Consider the following 18,493-nt stretch of genomic DNA (forward strand, 5'->3'; position numbering starts at 1 on the left):
CAAAATGGGGCGGACAAAAGGGTTCCTTTTTGTCCAGTAGAATGCGTTCATATCTTGCAATGCCTGACACTTCTTTGGCTCACGGAACATAGACAAGTACAGAGCAACCGCAATGGCAAAGCTGTGCGCTCGCACCAAAAGCTTTGTGGATTTCTTATGACTGACAGATGGATGAAGTACGCCTTTTTTCGCTGGGTTTGCCAGCTGTCGGCATTTTTCTCAGAGATGCAGGCGGCCTGCGGTACCGCAACGGGGCCGCTCAGCGGAGGAGCACACTATGAAAATCGGATACGCGCGCGTCTCAACAGAAGAACAAAACCTATCGCTACAGCAAGACGCATTGCTGCGTGCAGGATGTGAAGTGTTGTACACGGACCATGGCATATCCGGCGCGTCCTTTTCCAGGACAGGACTGAACAACGCGCTCGCAAAGATATCGGCCGGCGATACGCTTGTCGTATGGAGGTTGGACCGGCTTGGCCGATCAATCGGGAAACTAATTGAACTGGTGAACTATCTTGGCAACAACAGTATCGACTTTATCTCGCTGACCGAGTCAATCGACACAACATCAGCCGGCGGCATGCTGATGTTCCACATGATGGCAGCACTGTCCGAGTTCGAGCGGCGACTCATTAGCGAACGCACTCGTGCAGGAATGGTGGCGGCGCGTGTACGCGGCAAGAACTTCGGCCGTAAGCCGCTACTAAGCCCGGCACAGCGTCGCCAGGCGGTCGCACTATTGGAAACGACCTCGATAGCCGAGATCGCACGGAAATTCAATGTGCATCCACGCACACTGAAACGGGCGATCAGCTTGGACGCTAATGCGATACGGCAACGAACGAAGCCGTCTGCGCAACGAGGTCAATGAACCTCCGTATTGAACAGACGCGGCTCAGGTGCGCAGCGTCGTTTTGAAAGATGCCGATTGCTAGAGGCACTGAGTGGCATCCGGACGCACACGTGGGTCTTACCGAGACAGTCCTGTGGTGACTCACGGTTCCACCGAACCACAAACCGATCTATCGGCGGTCGCAGCGGCAATCGCTATTCCATATCGGCAGTAGTTAAAGCCCGTGCTTTTGGCTGATTCATATATCGCCTCAACGTGCGCCTGTCGATATTTAAGGTTTCCGCAACGACCTTGGCAGGATGTTCCTCTAGCAATTCGCGAGCTCGTTGTCGCTGTGCCTCGTTCAATGCGGCCGGCCTACCGATATTGCTGCCCCGCGCACGTGCCGCAGCAATACCAGCGCGAGTCCGTTCACTGATCAGTCCGCGCTCGAACTCCGCAAGCGCCGCTAGCATGTGAAATGTGAAGCGTCCGCTTGACGAGCGCGTATCAATGTACTCGGTCAATGACACGACTCGCACTCCGCGCATATCCAAGTCTCCGATTATTGCCGCGAGGTGCCTCATTGACCGCCCGAGGCGGTCCAGCCGCCACACAACGAGAGTGCTGCCAGGGACGGCTGCGGCCAACGCTTCGTTCAAGCCGGGGCGGTCGAACTTAGCACCCGAAATTCCCCGGTCTGAAAACGTCGCATCGCAGCCGTAGGCGGCGAGCGCTTGTAACTGCAGGTCCAAGTGCTGTTCATCGGTTGATACTCGGGCATAGCCGATTTTGTTGTCACTGATCTTCATACCGGTCGCAGGTTCTATTGTCGTGAAAAGATTGCGCCGTGCGCAAAATCTCGGGTGCCAATCCCGTCTTCAAGTCGGGTATGGGTGCCTCGCCGCATCGTCCCGGAGGCTTCGCCGCAATTGGCGATTTCGCGAGATAACAACGCCGACGTTACGCTACTCGTATGACGTACGACGACATTCCGATGCGTCGCAAATTCTTAAGGCGACGCGACGTGCGCAGCGCCGACGTTTAATTAAACGCTTTCGACGTCAAATGTGAATTGTAAAGCGGACAAATATATTGACAACTTAATTCGCACGTTTCGCGCAGCCATTTGTACAAATAATGTTAATTCCTGTCTTTTGCTCGCCTTCAGGCGCGAAGTGAACTCAGGGTCTCGGAGAATCGGCCTTTGCTTCAAAATAGGGCCGACACATTCCCACCTCCTTGGTCGGAAGAACGGATAGGGCGCACGCCTGCCGAAATGCGTCAGGCAGTGGTGTCTGCCACTGCCCGTCTCTCGCGAGCTCGTAATGGCAACGTGGCGTACATACTACGCAACATCCCTCAAGAACCTTTGCGGGCGACCAATCAATTGACCGAAACCGACAAAGCGGACATCAAACAGGCCGTCGTCATATTAATGAATGGACATGGGAAGTTCCGATCTTCATAAGAACGCGCGAAAACCTTAAATCTGTCCACGCACCCATAATGAGTAGCTTATTGTCATTAAGTGGCGTTCTGTGCCGTCACGTCAAATTCATATAGATAAATAGTTAACTATGTTATATGATGTCATACGTAATTTGCGACCGTTGCGATTGCTCGATGGAATCCAGAACACGAGAGCAGTGGCGGAAATCGGCTTGCCGACCAGACCGATTTTGCGCAGCGCGACCAGCCGCTGAAGGCGTTCCCCAACCGGCGTGTCATCGTCGCCGGCCGCGCGCCAGGTAGCACAGGCGTAGCGGCGTTTCGTCCGCGACCGAACGACCTTTCGCGATCCCGCAGACTTCGTTGTGCGCTCATAAGATCGCAAAAAGAGTTTGACAGACAATCTTTAGATATATATCTTAAGATGCATCTTACGACACTCATAGGAGAGTCCCAGATGCGTCATCCACATCATTTTTCCGGTCCGCGCGGCGCGCGCGACCGTTTTCATCTCGGTTTCCGCCTTCCCTCGCCGCAGGCGAGCGAAGTCGCCGACCTGGGCGCCTCCGAAGCATGCGCTTCCTCCGGCGCCCGCCACCACTACCTGCTGCACGTTTTGCGTCACGCCTTTGGCCGCCATCACGAGTGGCGCTTCGGCGGCCGTGGCTCGCGCTTCGGCGGTGGTTTCGGCGGTCCGGGCAGATACGGTGGCGGCCCCGGCGGCTTCGGCGGCGACGGCGATGGTTTCCCGCGTGGCCGCAAATTCAGCTCCGACGATCTGCAACTGCTGCTGCTATCGCTGATCGAAGCGCAGCCGAGTCACGGCTACGAGTTGATCAAGGCGCTCGAAACGCGCTCGAACGGCTTCTACAGCCCGAGCCCCGGCATGGTCTATCCAGCGCTGACCTATCTCGAAGAACTCGGCTACGTCACCGTGCGGCTCGAAGGCAACCGCAAGCGCTATGAGCTGGCGGATGCGGGCCGCGAATATCTGGCCGCGAACCGCGAGCGCGTCGAGCTGATGCTCGCGCGACTCTCGCATATCGCACGCAAGATGGATTCGGTGCGCCGCGCGTTTGCCGGCGAGGAGCCGGCCGACGTCAGCGAAGGCGGCTGGGTGCCCGAGCTGAATGAAGCGCGCCGCACGCTGAAGAACGCGCTGCTGCGCCGCGACAACGCGCCGGCCGACGAACAGCGCCGCATCGCAGCGATCCTGATGCGCGCGGCCAAAGAAATCGAAGGCGGCAACCGTGGCGACATCGCAAAGCCCGGCAACGACAGCGAGCCGACCGCCTGACAACGCGCGCCCGTCCACGAGGCGACCCGCGCGTCCTCCCGAACCGAACCGGAGCATCGCCCACATGCAAGAGCAACCCACTCGCCCTGATCTCGCCGTGCATCGCGTACGGCATCCGTTGAAGTTTCGTCTGCTGCAGGTCAAGCAGGTGCGCGCGCTGACGCCGCACCTGATTCGCGTGACCTTCACCGGCGCCGATCTGGACGACTTCGTCTCAGCCTCGTTCGACGATCACATCAAGGTCTTCTTCCCCGACCCCGGCGCCGACAAACCTACGCTGCCGCAAGCCGGCCCCGACGGCCCGGTGTACCCGGAAGGCAAGCGGCCGACCGCGCGCGATTTCACGCCGCGCCGTTTCGATCGCGACGCCCGCGAGCTCGACATCGAGTTCGCGATGCACGACGCGGGCCCCGCGGCGACGTGGGCCGCGCAGGCGCAGGCGGGCCAGTATCTGGGCGTCGGCGGCCCGCGCGGTTCGCTGGTGATTCCGACCGGCTTCGACTGGCATCTGCTGATCGGCGACGACACCGCGCTGCCCGCGATCGCGCGCCGTCTCGAAGAGTTGCCGGCCGGCACGCGCGTCGCCGCAGTGATCGAGGTCGCCGATCCGTCGGCGCGCATCGAGTTCACGACGCAGGCCGAGGTGCATCTGGTCTGGTGCTATCGCAACGAAGCCGACACGCAAAACGGCACGCGCGGCGAAGCGCTGTTGCACGCGGTGCGCGAGACCTGGCTGCCGGAGAACGGCGAAGGCTACGTGTGGGCCGCAGGCGAAGCGGCGACGATCCGCGCGGTGCGTCAGCATCTATGCGGCGAGCGCGGCGTCGACAAAACGCGGATTCGCGCGGCCAGCTACTGGAAACAGGGCGCGGTCGCGGTCCACGAAACGATCGACGACTGAGCTTCTGCTCGCGTGGCGCGCGGCATTAGCGGCGTACTTCGAACAACGACAAAAGGAAATCAACCGATGTACTCAATCACTGCACGGCACGAGCGTCGTTTGTTGTGGCTGCTCGCGCTCACGCAGTTCACCATCATCATGGACTTCATGGTGATGATGCCGCTCGGCCCGCAGATCATGAGCGCATTCCAGATCGCGCCGGCCGCGTTCGCGACGGCCGTATCCGCGTATTCGTGGTGCTCGGGGCTGTCGGGCCTGTTCGCGGCGACCTATATCGACCGCTTCGACCGGCGCCGTCTGCTGCTCACCATTTACGCGCTGTTCGCGCTGTCGAACCTCGCGTGCGCGCTCGCGTCGAGCTTCGCGCTGCTGCTCGCCGCGCGCGCGTTCGCGGGCATCACCGGCGGCGTGCTCGGCTCCGTGATCATGGCGATCGTCGGCGACGTGATCCCGCTGCAACGGCGCGGCGCCGCGACCGGCACGATCATGACCGCGTTCTCGCTCGCGGCGATCGCCGGCGTGCCGGCCGGCGTGATGCTCGGCGCGCAGTTCGGCTGGGCGGCGCCGTTCTTCCTGCTGGTCGCGTTGTCGCTGCTGGTGTGGTTCGCGGCCTCGCAACAGGTGCCGTCGCTGGCCGCGCATCTGAGCCGCCGGCAGCCGCCGCTCGCGGAAGTACTGCCCGAGCTGTGGCGCCTGCTGAGCAACCGAAGCCATCTGAACGCGTTCGCGCTGACGTTCATGATGATGATCGCGCACATGCTGGTGATCCCGTTCATTGCGCCGATGCTGGTCGCCAATCACGGCGTCGCGCCGCGACAGCTGTCGTGGCTGTACATGGCCGGCGGCGCGGCGACCTTCTTCACGTCGCGCCTCGTCGGCAGATTCGCCGACCGCTTCGGCACGCAGCGCGTGTTCCGCTGCGCGGCGCTGCTGTCGTTCGTGCCGGTGCTGTTCATCACGCATCTGCCGAACCTGCCGTTCTACGCGCTCGTGCTGTTCTTCCCGTGCTTCCTCGTGTTGATGAACGGCCGCATGGTGCCGATGCAGGCACTGCTGACCACGGTCCCCGAGCCCGCGCGACGCGGTGCGTTCCTGAGCGCGAACAGCGCGCTGCAGGCGCTCGGCACCGGCACTGGCGCGTGGCTCGGCGGCTTGATGCTGAGCACGTCGGCTGATGGCCGCATCGCCGGGTATGGAACCGTCGGCTGGGCGGCGGTGGCGGTCGCATGCGCGGCGGTGCTGTGGGTCTCGCGCGTGAAGGGCGTGCCGCGCGAAGTGGCGGCGGCCAGCGCCGCTGGCGCGATGATGCCTCGCGCCGGCATCGAAGCTCACATCGCTGGAGAAGGTTAGCGATGCCAGGCGGCGCGCGGTGTCGCTGCGCCAACTGCGCGCCGCGCGTTACGCCTCATCGTCGGTGCTGCCCGTCAGCGCGCGCCGCGCGGCCTCGCCCTGCCCGTGCGACGCCGAGTAAAACACGCGCGCCCGGCCGATCACGATTTTCAGCGTCGCGATGACGGGCACCGCGAGAAAAATCCCAGCGACGCCGCCAAGCTGATCGCCCGCGAGCAGTCCGACGATTACCAGAAACGGACTGACCTCCACGCCTTCGCTCATCAGATACGGATTGAGCACGTAGTCCTGGAACAGCCGGTACAGTCCGATAAAAATCACGAGCCACAACAGGTGCGGATAGCCGCTGAATACGGCGACCACGAGCGTGATCGCGACCGCGGCAAGCGGCCCCGCGAACGGCACGAATTCGAGCATCCCCGCGCTGACCGCGAGCAGAAACGCGTACGGCACGCCGAGCAGCGAAAACACGACGCCGTAGCTAAATAGCGTGGCGAGCGACAGAAACAGCAGCGCGCGCACGTACTTCGACAGCAGCACGTTCAGATCGTCGACGATCTCGTTCCACAGCACGCGATGCCGGCTGTTCAGCAACGCCAGAAACGCGTCGCGCATCCGTTCGCCGTCCTTGATCAGCAGGAAGCTCAGGATCGGAATCAGCACCAGGTAGATCAGGTTGCTCGCCGCGTGGACGACGCCGAGCCCGAGGCTGCGCGCCAACGGCACGGCGTTGTCCGAGCCGGTCTCGATCTGGCTGCGCACGAAATCGACGATCCGCTCGCGCAGCGGTTCGAGAAAATGCGGCAGCGGAAAACGGTTCGGCACATCGGTGCGCAGCAGCGCGGGCAGTTGCGTGAAGAGGCGCGTCGCCTGATCCTGCAATTCCACGCCGAACAGTGAGCCAACCACCGCGAGCAGCGCGACCACGACGACGAACACGACCGCGATCGACACGACGCGCGGCATGCGGCGCGGCCTCACGCGTTCGACCAGCACCACCATCGGGTAGATCAGATAGCTGAAAAACACCGCGAACACGACGACGAGCACCGTCGTCGACGCGATATAGATGAGGAAAAATAGCAGCGCGAGCAGAGACGCGGTCCAGACTTTCCTGGCCGCGCCGACGTCGAATCCCAGCATGAAGCGTCCTCGAATGGGCGATGCGGCGCCGGCGCGACGAGTGCGCCGGCTGACTCTGGACCGTAACAGAAATTTACACGTTCCGTGTGTCGAACGCCGCGCCGCGCCGCGAGGGCGCGACGCGGCGAGCACCGGCGGCGTGCGAGGCGCTACGCACGCGGTGCGTCATTGCACGGCTTGCGTGCCTGACTTGATGCGCCCGATACCGGGGGGCGGGATAAATGAAGCTGCGGGTACGTGAAGTTTCGGCTCGCTAACTCTTCACACGCTCTCGTACCTCTTCGGTTTCTTCGCCGATTCTCGCCTGTATCCTGCCGGCTATTTTTTCGGCCGCTCCTTCGGCCTGTTTCGCGCGATTGCCGGTGACCTTGCCAATCGCTTCCTTGACCGAGCCCTTGAGCTCCTTCGCTGTACCTTCTACACGATTCCTGTCCATGGTGCCTTCCTGCCAGGTTTGACTGTGGAGTTGCCTGCTGGCGTTGCAACGAAACAGCCAACGTACGGCGCGACGCGCCTCGTTATGGCGCGGATCGCTTCGCCAGAGGCGATCCGCGTCGGAGCAACCTTAAAATTCCTAGCATCCGGCGTTCCCGATACCCAGTGCGCCGCGCATCGTCACCTCACCGTGACGGTGTCCTTCGCGGCGTCGTTGGCGGCATCCTTGCCGTGAGCCGGATCAGGATGATCATCTTTCGCGCCATGAAAGATATGCTTGAAAAGTTCCTTGTTCTTTGCGCCATTCAAGAGGTTTCGCAGCGCGGCTTCGTCATCGGCCGGCTTGAACGAAAGCACTCTCTTGCGGTAGCGCTCCCTGCGTTCATCGAGCATGTAACTCGCCGGTAGCGGCAGTTCGCGGCTGCCCACGTCGAGATCGATGCCTTCGAAGGTCAGCAGCCCCGCATCGTGATTGATGAAGCACGCGGGAGGCTTGGTCCGGTCGATCACGTAGACGCACTGCTTCTGCAGATTGCCGGCGTCGGGCAGCTTGCCGCGGAAGATCTTGTCACGCAGGAACGTGCACATTTCTTCCCAGCACTCCTCGGTGGATTTTCCCGCCGCGCAGGACCGCAAAATTTCGGTCTTCAGAATGGCCTCTGGCACGGCATAGTAAATCGGATAACCCGCCCTCAGGTAAAGTTGCAGTTGCAACACTTCGTAACAGCGGCCCAACGCATGGATCGACGGCACGAGCAAAGACCGTTCATCCGACTCGTCGCCTTCGGTGGGTCCGGTCGCCGTCTGACTGCGGATCGACGGATGTTCCGGCAGCCCGGAATTCTCCGGTTCCGGCTGTCCGCCGCCCCACAGGATCAGATCGCGAAACAGGATCATCGGCAGGAACGAATGGACGATCAGATCCGTCGACGCCCTGCGTTTGGCGCGCTCGTTCGCATCGGCTTCCACCGGCAGCGTGGGATGCCACTTGCGCGACGAGCGCACGATATCGCCGATCGCCTTCGCCACGCAGATGCCGTTCGGTAGCCCGCCCCCCTCCTCGTCGGCCCAGGTCTGCACCAGGTCCCACGGCTCGCCAATCGGCACGCCGAGAAAATAAAGACCGAGCGACACCGCCGTCAGCAACTCGACGTAGAACTGATTCGCCTGATATGGCGCCGCAGGAATGCCCCGCATCAACTGCGAATCGGCGAGCAGCTTCTTGCCCGATCCGACCTTGCACAGCGCGCCGGCGCAGTGCTTGAGCCGGTCGACGAGACCGCGCACGTCGCGACCGGCAAGCGGCGACTGCCCGCCGACCAGATGGTGTCTGACGATCAGCGAGATCGGCGTCGTGAAGTTCGACCGGTCCGTGTTTTTCGTCGGCACCACGATGGACATCACCAGGTCGCTGATGATCTCCAGGTCGGCCAGCATCGCATCGATGGAAGTAGTCATCACTCGACCTCCGCTGCTATCTCTTCGATCGACGGATCGTATTGGCCGTCGATGGTCGCCGTCTGCCTCGGCTCGGACGTGGCGATGATCGCCACGGCATCCCGGATCAATCCCTTGCAGCGCGCGGCCAACACTCGCTTGCGAATTCCCGATGGCGCGTCTCCTTCGTTCGCCCATTCCTTGAATCCGAGTCTTTCGAGTACGTGATCCTCGTTCTGTCCGAAGGTGGCCGCGCCGTCTGCGGGTATGGCCTGATGGGCATCGGTCAGGCAGGTGCAGATGTACTCCTCGACGGTCGGGCCACGCGCCGCCAGCGTTTGAATTTCACGCTTGGCCCAGCGGGCGAGCGATACCGAGATCTCATCCATGTCGTGCGTCAGGTTGCGCACCTTGACGTCCTTGCCGCGATCGTCGCCGAGAATCTGATAGACGGTCCGGTCGACCACATGCAGCCACAGCGAAGTCTGCGCAATGCGGATCTTGTGTTCGCACATGACGTCTTTCGAGTCGGCCTCGAGCGCGCGCCGTACGTGCCACAGCACGACGTAATGCCATACGAGTCCAATGAATTTGCCGAAGAAGAGTGCCTTGTCCTGCATCGAGCCGTCGTCGAACTCGGGATATTCGAGGGGCGTCACCAGCGTCATCTTCGTGCGCGCGCCTTCCTTCAGGGTCCGATAGAGCGTTGCCGCGGGGCTGCTGCGATAGCCGTCCCAGGACTCGCGCGCCCACCATTGCTTGTCGATATCGAAGAAACGATAGATCGAAAAAATGCCTTTTTCCGACTCCTGAACGTTCGCCGCGCCGCCGTGAGCCTGGTGCGCCGCGCTCGGCTGCAAGCGCTTCCTCTCCTCTGCGCGGGACTGGTCGTGGTTCGGGTCGCGATAGGCGTCGTAAATCACGCGAAGACCATAGCGGGTTCCCATCGCGTTATCGATGCTGGCCACCTTGTCGCTGAGCTCCTTGCGGATGGTCTCGAGCACCGCTTCCTGCTCGTCGACGAGCTTGCGTTGCTGCTCGAGCGCGGAATAGTGTTCGGCGGCCACGTAAATGGCGGCGAGCGCCAATGCGAGTACGACCGCATCGGTATAGCCCTCCCATATCTCTCCGCCGAACAGTAATACCGCGGGGACGTAGCAGAACACCGGAATGCACCAGCGCGACGCGAACCAGCTTCGCAGGATGCCGACTACACCCTTCGAGCGGGAGTCGACGTCGGGAGCGGCCTCGCCTTCCTCTTCCGCGATACGCTTCTTCTCCTCGAACTCGCGTTCCGCGATGGTCCGCGCCCGTTCTTCTTCTCCACGGCAAATGTGGACATAGAACACGAGGAACGTGAAGGCCGTGACCAGCAACGCAAGCAGCCAGCTCTCGCCCATGCTGGTTGCGCGATCCGCGTCGCTGACTTCCTCCATCACCGCGGCGATCTTTTTAACGCACTCGATGCCGGGAGGAAAGCAATCCGCATGCGGCACGCGATGCGAAAAGGTCACCACCCAGTAGATACCGCTGCCCACCAGAACCGCAATGCCGCCTAGCGCGGTGAGGACGAGCTTTTTTGCATGCGGGCCCTGCTCGACGTGGGAAGCGGGTTTGTCGCCGAAGGGTTTGGAGCGGCGATTCTCATCTGACGGCTTTTCCATACGCATTGCCTCCTGATCGATCAAGAGCACGAGAATGCGGGAAGCGGTGACGTATAAACGCACCGTAGGTCGGACGAGCGCCGTGATGAGGGCTGCGAGCAGGCTTTGCCGGTCGGGACGGGGCTGAACTATCTATCTAAGATTGCGCCCGGAAAGATGTCAATCGGCGCGCGTAGTCTGTGTACGCCACACCACAATTGGCACCGGCGGCTGATGGGCGGGACATGCCAGGCAAGCCTAAGGGCGGGCGCGGGTGCGCCGGGCCGCGCGCCCCGCGCGGCATGCGATACGCCGCGCAAGTCAGTCGCCATGCTCCGCGCCCAGCGCCGCCAGCGGATGCGCGTCGCCGTGCCACGGCGAACTCAGGAAATGCCGCACGCGCTCGGGTTGCACATCGGCGAGCGTCGCCGGTGACCAGCGCGGCCGACGGTCCTTGTCGATCAGTTGCGCGCGCACGCCCTCGCGGAAATCGCCTTCCTCGATCGAGCGCTTCACGATGCCGAGCTCCATCCGGAAGCAATCGGCAAGCGCCATCTGCCGGCCGCGCAGCAGCGCTTCGCGCGTCACGTGCAGCATCGTCGGCGAATGGGCGGTCAGTGCGTCGTAGGTCGCTTGCAGCCATTGCCGCACCTCGCGCGGCGGTTCGCGTTCGAGATCCTGACGCAGTGTCGCGACGATGCGCTCGACGCCCGAACGCCGGTCGAAGTGGCGCAGGATCAGTTGCGTCAGCGCGCCGAGCGGCGCGTGCGGCACGATATTGCACGGCGGCTCGAACACGGCGCGCAGCGCGTCGATGCGCTCGCCGTCGTGCGACATGCGCTGCAAACGTTCTTCGAAGCTCGCGAGCCAGTCGGCCGGCACGCACAGGTCGGCCAGTTGCAGGCGCATCGCGTCGGCGCCCGCTAGCGTCGCGCCGGTCAGCCCGACATACAGCGCAAGCTCGGCCGGCATCACGCTTAGAAAGCGGCTCGCGCCGACGTCGGGCACGAAGCCGATGCGAGTCTCCGGCATCGCGATGCGGCTGCATTCGGTCACAATGCGCAGCCGCGCCGCCTGGCCGAGGCCCATGCCGCCGCCCATCGCGATGCCGTCGAGCAGCGCGACCACCGGCTTCGGAAACGTGTGCAACGCGTAATCGAGCCGGTATTCGTCGACGAAGAACGCGAGCCAGCGTGGGTCGCCCTGCGTCGCGAGCCGATGTACCTCGCGCACGTCGCCACCCGCGCAAAAGCCCTTGTCGCCAGCGCCCTTCAGCACCAGCGCGACGATCCCGGCATCGGTGCGGCAATGCTCGACCAGCACCGCGAGTTCGCGCACCATCGCGTGCGACAGCGCGTTGAGCGCGGCAGGCCGGTTCAGCGTGATGATCGCCACGCGGTTGACAACGCGAAACAGCACGTCGGGTTCGGCTTGCGTGTTCGTCGCGGCGCGCATTTCGACCGCAAAGCCGTGCAAAGTGCTCATCGCTGCGTCTCCCGCGCTGCACGGCTCGTCTGCCAGCGCGGCGCGCGTTTTTCGAGGAACGCGTTGACGCCCTCGCGCTGATCGGCGCCATCAAACAGATCGACGAAGCGCTCGCGTTCTAGCGCGAGCGCGGCGGCGCGCGGCACGCCATGCCGCGCCTGATGGATCAGCTCCTTGCTGAAGCTGACCGCCTGCGGGCTCAAACCGGTGACGCGCTGCGCCATGTTCAATGCGGCTTCACGCGCGGCGCCGCGCTCCACCACTTCTTCGACGAGACCGATGCTGAGCGCGGTCGCCGCATCGACGCGCTCGCCGGTCAGAATCATCCGCTTGGCCCAGCCTTCGCCGACGAGCCACGGCAGCGTCTGCGTGCCGCAGCCGCATGGCAGCAGACCGACCGCCGTCTCGGGGAGCGCCAGCACCGCATGCTGCTCGGCGATGCGGATATCGCACGCGAGCGTGCATTCGAGACCGCCGCCCATCGCAAAGCCGTTGAGCGCCGCGATGACGACGGGCCGCGCGTTCTGCAGCGACTCGAAGGCCGCGCCGAAACGCGCGGCCGCGGTGCGCGCGACTTCGCGATTGCCGTCCGCGAACGTGTTCAGATCGGCGCCCGCGCTGAAAAACTTCGGACCGTCGCCGGTGATCACGAGCGCGCGCACGCGCGCATCGGCGTTCAACTGCTCGACGGTGCGTTGCAATTGCAGCAGACCGTCAGGCGTGAAAGCGTTCGCGGGCGGCCGTTTCAACATGATCAAAGCAACGGCGCCGTCATGTGCGTAATCGAGGTCGATCATTGCGTGCCTCCCTGGCCGTTACCGCCGCGCTCACGCGAGCGATACAGCTTGATCACCGCCGAAAAGTCCAGGCGCCCCGCGCCGTTCGCGCTCATCGTTTGATAAAGCTGCTGCGCGAGCGCGCCGAGATAGACCGGTTGACGCACGCCGCGCGCGGCATCGGTGGCGAGGCCGAGATCTTTCAGCATCAGGTCGGTGCCGAAGCCGCCGGTATAGCCGCGCGACGACGGCGCAGTCTCGATCACGCCCGGCATCGGGTTATACGTGTCCGAACTCCAGCAGCGCCCGGTCGACGTATTGATGATGCTACCGAGCACCTTCGTGTCGATACCGAGCGCCTCGCCGAGCGACATCGCCTCGGCGACGCCCGCCATCGAGATGCCGAGCACGAGGTTGTTGCAGATCTTCGCGACCTGGCCCGTGCCGGTGTCGCCGCAATGCACGATGTTTTTTCCCATCGCCGACAGCACTGGCTTGACCTGCTCGTACGCGCTCGCACTGCCGCCGACCATGAAGGTCAGCGTGCCCGCCGCCGCGCCGCCCGTGCCGCCCGAGACCGGTGCATCGACGAAGTTGTTGCCATGAGCCGCGGCGAGTTCGGCAAACGCTTTCACGCTGGCGGGATCGATCGTGCTCGAATCGATGATCGGCACGCCCGGCGCGATGCCGGCGAGGATGCCGTCGTCCGCGACGAGCACGCTGCGCACGTGAGCCGCGGCGGGCAGCATCGTGATCACGCATTCGACGTCGCTCGCGGCGGCTTGCGGTGAGCGGGCCGGCTGCGCGCCTGCGTCGACGAGCGTGCGCACAGCTTCCGCGCTGAGGTCGAACACGTTGAGCGCGTGGCCCGCCTTCAGCAGGTTCAGCGCCATCGGCGCGCCCATATTGCCGAGTCCGATAAAGCCTATTTTCATGATGTCGTCTCCCGGGTGTGCCCTCAGTGCCTTCAACGCAGGCGGATCGTCGTGTTGACGCCATCGTTGACGGTGTCGTCGTCGAACCAGCGCGCGGTGACCGTCTTGGTCTGCGTGTAAAACTGCACGACCTGCTTGCCGTAGGGACCGAGATCGCCAAGCTTCGAGCCGCGCGAACCGGTGAAGCTGAAAAACGGCACTGGCACCGGAATAGGAATGTTGATGCCGACCTGGCCGATATCGATCTCGCTCTGGAACTTGCGCGCCGCCGCGCCGCTTTGCGTGAAGAGGCCGACGCCGTTGCCGAACGGGTTGGCGTTGACGAGCGCGATAGCATCGTCGAGCGTCGCGACGTTCACCGCCACGAGCACCGGCCCGAAGATTTCGGTGCGGTAGATTTCCATGTCGGCCGTCACGTCGGTGAACACCGTCGGGCCGATGAAGTTGCCCTGCTCGTAGCCGTGCACGTTCACATCGCGGCCGTCGAGCGCGAGCGTCGCGCCCTCTTTCACGCCAGCGTCGATCAGACCGAGAATGCGCTGCTTCGCGGCGCGCGACACGACCGGCCCGACATCGGTGCCCGGCTCGTGACCCGCGTTGACCTTCAGCGTCTTCGCCTTCGCGACGAGCTCGGGCAGCCACTCGCGCGCGGCACCGACCAGCACCGCCACCGAACTCGCCATGCAGCGCTGACCGGCCGCGCCGAACGCGGCGCCGGCGAGCGCGTTGAGGGTCTGTTCGCGATTCGCGTCGGGCAGCACGACCGCGTGGTTCTTCGCGCCCATCATCGACTGCACTCGCTTGCCGTGTTCGCTGCCGAGGCGATACACGTGCGTGCCGACCGCCGTCGAGCCGACGAACGAAATCGCCTTCACCAGTTCATGCGTGCACAGCGCATCGACGACTTCCTTGCCGCCGTGCACGACGTTCAGCACGCCCTTCGGCACGCCGGCTTCGAGCGCCAGTTCGACGAGCTGCATCGTCGACAGCGGGTCCTGCTCGGACGGCTTCAGCACGAAGGTATTGCCGCACACGAGCGCCATCGGGAACATCCACAGCGGGATCATCGCGGGGAAATTGAACGGCGTGATGCCGACGCATACGCCGAGCGGCTGGCGCAGCGTGTAAGTGTCCACACCACCCGCGACGTTCTCGGCGAACTCCCCCTGCTGCAATGTGCCGATCGAACACGCGTGCTCGACGACTTCCAGACCGCGGAAGATGTCGCCCTCGGCGTCGGGAATCGTCTTGCCCTGCTCGGCCGACAGCGTCTTCGCGATGCGCGGCATATGCTCGCGAATCAGCGCCTGGTACTTCAGCATGATGCGCATGCGCGCGCCGATCGGCGTGTCCTTCCACGTTTTGAACGCGGCATGCGCGCTATGCACCGCCGCGTCGACTTCCGCGACGGTCGCGAACGGCACGCGCGCGAGGACCGCCTGCGTGGCCGGGTTCACGATGTCGCGCCACTCAGTCGTCTTCGATTCGACGAACTCGCCGTTGATCAGCAGTTTGACGGTGGCCACGGCGCCGGCAACGTCGCGGCCGGTCTCGTTCGAAGCAAGGGTGCTCATGCTGAAACTCCTGTGATTTAGAAAACAGTGCCCCGACGCGTCGAATCCGAAGCTCGAATTCAATACGTGCGATTCAAACCGGGGCGGCAAACCAGCAATGGCGAGGAATAAAGACAGTCACCGCAAGTCGGGAAAATCCTCTTCCCAATACTCGTCCGGCAGACGCGCGGGCTCGGCTGCGCGCTCCATTTCGCGGCGCCGCAATTCGACGCGGCGAATCTTGCCGGAGATCGTCTTCGGCAGTTCGCTGAATTGCAGACGGCGAATCCGCTTGTACGGCGCGAGTTTTTCACGCGAGAACGCGAACACCGCGCGCGCGAGTTCGGGACCGGCTTCGTAGCCGTGACGCACGGTGACGAACGCCTTCGGCACCGACAGACGCAACGCGTCCGCGCTCGGCACGACGGCCGCCTCGCCGATCGCCTCGTGTTCGATCAGCACGCTTTCGAGTTCGAACGGACTCAGGCGATAGTCGGACGACTTGAACACGTCGTCCGAGCGGCCGACGTACACGTAGTAGCCGTCGTCGCGACGCAGCGCGACATCCGACGTGCGATAGAGGCCGTTGCGCATCGACTGCGCGGTCGCGTTGGCGTTGTTCGCGTAACCCGTCATCAGGCCGAGCGGCCGGTCGGCGAGCGGCAGCGCGATTTCGCCTTCGCCGACCGGGTGGTCGTCGGCGTCGAGCAGCTCGACCCGGTAGCCCGGCAGCGGACGCCCCATCGAGCCGGCCACGACCGGCTGGCCCGGCGAATTGCCGATCTGGCAGGTCGTTTCGGTCTGGCCGTAGCCATCGCGAATCGTAATGCCCCACGCGTGCTTGACGCGCTCGATGACCTCCGGATTCAGCGGCTCGCCGGCGCCGACGATTTCGCGCAGCTTCACCGGATAGTCGCCGAGCGGCTCCTGCACGAGCATGCGCCAGACGGTCGGCGGCGCGCACAGCGTGGTGACGTTGAAGCGCACGAGCGCGGCGAGTGTGTCTTTCGGCACGAAGCGCGGGACGTTGAACACGAACACGCAGGCCTGCGCGTTCCACGGCGCGAAGAAGCAGCTCCACGCGTGCTTGGCCCAGCCCGGCGAGCTGATGTTCCAATGGATGTCGCCGGGTTGCAGGCCGATCCAGTACATCGTCGACAGATGCCCGACCGGATAGCTCTGGTGCGTATGCTCGACCAGCTTCGGCTTCGAGGTGGTGCCGGACGTGAAGTACAGCAACAGCGGATCGCTGGCGTGGGTGACGCCGTCCGGCGTGAAATGCGGCGAAGCCTCGTATGCGGCGGCAACATCGATCCAGCCGTCGCGCGGCGCACCGACCGACAGGCGGGTGAGCGGCACGTCGAGCGCATCGAATTTGCCCAGCTCCGCGCTGTCGACCACGACGAACTTCGCGCCGCCGATCTGCACGCGGTCGCGCACGTCGTCGGCGGATAGCTGCGTGGTGGCGGGCAGCACGATCGCGCCGAGCTTCATCGCGGCGAGCATGACGTCCCATAGCTCGACGCGGTTCGGCAGCATCAGCAGCACACGGTCGCCGCGGCCGACGCCCGCGCCGCGCAGAAAGTTCGCCATCCGCGACGAGCGCTCCGACATCTGCGCGTACGACAGACGCAGGCCGTCGCTGGAAGGATCGTCGACGATCCACAGCGCGGGGTTGTCGTTGTCGCGCGCGATCGCGTCGAAGTAGTCGAGCGCCCAGTTGAACTCGCCGAGCGCGGGCCACGCGAATTCGCGGTACGCGCGCTCGTAGTCGGTGCGATGGCGCACTAGCAGATCGCGCGCTTCGAGAAAGGCTTTCGCTGCTGTCATCGTCGTCTCCTGTCGACCAGAGTTAGCGCTTTAGCGCTTACTCTGGTCTCATGCAACGTAGTTGCGAGTGGCGCGGGGCGCGCTCGGTTATTTTCGCCGCGGTGATCCAGGCGAGCATCCACGGCCAGGCTATTGTGCGCTCAAACGCCGCCCTCAAACATGGCGCGCGATCACCATCCGCTGCACTTCGCTCGTCCCTTCGTAAATCTGCGTGATCCGTGCATCCCGATAGTGGCGCTCGACCGCATAGTCCTCCAGATAGCCGTAGCCGCCATGAATCTGGATCGCGTTCGAACAGATCTCCTCCGCAAGCTCCGACGCAAAAAGCTTCGCCTGCGACGCCTCCGACAGACACGGCCGCCCCGCCGAGCGCAGCCGTGCCGCGTGATGCACGAGCAGGCGCGCGGCATTCAGGCGCGTCGCCATGTCGGCAAGCATGTTCGCGATCGTCTGGTGGTCTTTCAGCGGCTTGCCGAACTGTTCGCGCTCGTTCGCGTAGCGGCGCGCGGCGTCGAACGCGGCGCGCGCAATGCCGACTGCCTGCGCGGCGATGCCGATGCGTCCGCCTTCGAGATTCGACAGCGCGATGCGCAGACCCTCGCCCGGCTCGCCGAGCAGATTGGCCTCGGGCACCGCGCACTGATCGAGCGAGATCGGACAGGTGTCCGATGCGCGAATGCCGAGCTTGTGCTCCGGCCGGCCGACGTCGAAACCCGGCGTCGAGGTCGGCACGATGAAGGCGGACAGGCCGCGCTTACCGCGCTCGGGATCGGTGACCGCGAATACGATCGCGAGACCGGCGCGCGCACCGTTGGTCACGAACTGCTTGCTGCCGTTCAGAATCCACTGCCCGTCGCGCCGCTGCGCGCGGGTGCGCAGATTGTTCGCCTCGGAGCCCGCCTGCGGCTCGGTCAGGCAAAACGCGCCGATCGTCCGGCCGATGGCGAGCTCGCGCAGATAGCGGTCTTTCTGCGCGGCGCTGCCGAAGTTCAGGATCGGCGCGCAGCCGACCGAGTTGTGCACGCTCATCAGCGTCGCGCAGGCGGCGCAACCGGCCGCGATCTCTTCCAGCGCGAGCGCGTAGGCGACGTAATCGGTGTAGGAGCCGCCCCACTCGGCCGGCACCATCATGCCCAGAAAGCCGAGTTCGCCCAGCTGCGCGACGACCTCGGCCGGCAGTTGCGCGTCGCGATCCCATTGCGCCGCGTGCGGCGCGAGGCATTCGGTCGCGAAGTCGCGCGCGGCGTCGCGGATCATCCGTTGTTCGTCGGTGTAGAAGCTGTCCATGACTGCGTCCTCGTTGGTGCTGCCGGCCGTGCTGGCGATCGCGGTGATGCGGCAAGTGTAGGCAAGCGGCCCGCGCCGTTCGATGCTCGCTCCGCTCATTCTTGCTGAGCGATTTTGCCATCCTGCTACCATGC

15 protein-coding genes are annotated in these 18,493 nt (G+C 64.0%); 4 read left to right on the forward strand and 11 right to left on the reverse strand.

The window, feature by feature from the left end:
* Window positions 1-277 precede the first annotated feature (277 nt).
* The gene (locus tag HDG33_RS17645; protein ID WP_184031423.1) at window positions 278-874 is read left to right on the forward strand and encodes a recombinase family protein; all 597 of its coding nucleotides are present in this window, start codon (window positions 278-280) and stop codon (window positions 872-874) included.
* Between the two features lie 176 nt (window positions 875-1,050).
* Here HDG33_RS17645 and HDG33_RS17650 read toward each other — a convergent pair whose 3' ends face one another.
* A complete protein-coding gene (locus HDG33_RS17650; RefSeq protein ID WP_184031425.1) occupies window positions 1,051-1,647 on the reverse strand; it encodes a recombinase family protein in 597 nt (198 codons plus the stop codon).
* Window positions 1,648-2,744: 1,097 nt separating this feature from the next.
* On the opposite strand from HDG33_RS17650, the gene HDG33_RS17655 reads away from it, so the two are divergent.
* The 3 genes from HDG33_RS17655 to HDG33_RS17665 all read left to right on the forward strand — a co-directional run bounded on the left by HDG33_RS17655 (window position 2,745) and on the right by HDG33_RS17665 (window position 5,835).
* Window positions 2,745-3,584, forward strand: coding sequence for a PadR family transcriptional regulator (locus HDG33_RS17655; protein WP_184031427.1), 840 nt, complete (start codon window positions 2,745-2,747; stop codon window positions 3,582-3,584).
* 64 nt (window positions 3,585-3,648) lie between these two features.
* Window positions 3,649-4,485, forward strand: coding sequence for a siderophore-interacting protein (locus HDG33_RS17660; protein WP_184031429.1), 837 nt, complete (start codon window positions 3,649-3,651; stop codon window positions 4,483-4,485).
* Window positions 4,486-4,551: 66 nt separating this feature from the next.
* Window positions 4,552-5,835: an MFS transporter gene (locus HDG33_RS17665; protein WP_184031431.1), complete on the forward strand. Its 1,284-nt coding sequence runs from the start codon at window positions 4,552-4,554 to the stop codon at window positions 5,833-5,835.
* A 48-nt stretch (window positions 5,836-5,883) separates the two neighbouring features.
* Here HDG33_RS17665 and HDG33_RS17670 read toward each other — a convergent pair whose 3' ends face one another.
* The 10 genes from HDG33_RS17670 to HDG33_RS17715 form a co-directional block, all read right to left on the reverse strand.
* Window positions 5,884-6,978: an AI-2E family transporter gene (locus HDG33_RS17670; RefSeq protein ID WP_184031433.1), complete on the reverse strand. Its 1,095-nt coding sequence runs from the start codon at window positions 6,976-6,978 to the stop codon at window positions 5,884-5,886.
* A gap of 253 nt (window positions 6,979-7,231) precedes the next feature.
* Entirely contained in the window at window positions 7,232-7,414 is a 183-nt protein-coding gene (locus HDG33_RS17675; protein WP_018425391.1) for a CsbD family protein, read from the reverse strand.
* A 179-nt stretch (window positions 7,415-7,593) separates the two neighbouring features.
* The gene (locus HDG33_RS17680; protein WP_221311444.1) at window positions 7,594-8,871 is read right to left on the reverse strand and encodes a hypothetical protein; all 1,278 of its coding nucleotides are present in this window, start codon (window positions 8,869-8,871) and stop codon (window positions 7,594-7,596) included.
* A complete protein-coding gene (locus HDG33_RS17685; protein ID WP_184031437.1) occupies window positions 8,871-10,514 on the reverse strand; it encodes a hypothetical protein in 1,644 nt (547 codons plus the stop codon). Before HDG33_RS17685 ends, HDG33_RS17680 begins: the two co-directional genes overlap by 1 nt.
* 300 nt (window positions 10,515-10,814) lie before the next feature.
* Window positions 10,815-11,978, reverse strand: a complete 1,164-nt coding sequence (locus HDG33_RS17690; protein WP_184031438.1) for an enoyl-CoA hydratase/isomerase family protein — start codon at window positions 11,976-11,978, stop codon at window positions 10,815-10,817.
* The gene (locus HDG33_RS17695; protein WP_184031439.1) at window positions 11,975-12,775 is read right to left on the reverse strand and encodes an enoyl-CoA hydratase; all 801 of its coding nucleotides are present in this window, start codon (window positions 12,773-12,775) and stop codon (window positions 11,975-11,977) included. Before HDG33_RS17695 ends, HDG33_RS17690 begins: the two co-directional genes overlap by 4 nt.
* Window positions 12,772-13,689, reverse strand: coding sequence for a 3-hydroxyisobutyrate dehydrogenase (mmsB, locus tag HDG33_RS17700; RefSeq protein ID WP_184031442.1), 918 nt, complete (start codon window positions 13,687-13,689; stop codon window positions 12,772-12,774). The genes HDG33_RS17695 and mmsB overlap by 4 nt, the downstream gene beginning before the upstream one ends.
* 32 nt (window positions 13,690-13,721) lie before the next feature.
* On the reverse strand, window positions 13,722-15,263 hold the full coding sequence (locus HDG33_RS17705) for a CoA-acylating methylmalonate-semialdehyde dehydrogenase (RefSeq protein ID WP_184031446.1): 1,542 nt from the start codon (window positions 15,261-15,263) through the stop codon (window positions 13,722-13,724).
* A 117-nt stretch (window positions 15,264-15,380) separates the two neighbouring features.
* On the reverse strand, window positions 15,381-17,072 hold the full coding sequence (locus tag HDG33_RS17710; RefSeq protein WP_184031457.1) for an AMP-binding protein: 1,692 nt from the start codon (window positions 17,070-17,072) through the stop codon (window positions 15,381-15,383).
* A 153-nt stretch (window positions 17,073-17,225) separates the two neighbouring features.
* Window positions 17,226-18,359: an acyl-CoA dehydrogenase family protein gene (locus HDG33_RS17715; RefSeq protein ID WP_184031869.1), complete on the reverse strand. Its 1,134-nt coding sequence runs from the start codon at window positions 18,357-18,359 to the stop codon at window positions 17,226-17,228.
* Window positions 18,360-18,493 lie beyond the last annotated feature (134 nt).

It is taken from the genome of Paraburkholderia sp. Cpub6, from assembly GCF_014201065.1.
GTDB lineage: Bacteria > Pseudomonadota > Gammaproteobacteria > Burkholderiales > Burkholderiaceae > Paraburkholderia > Paraburkholderia tuberum.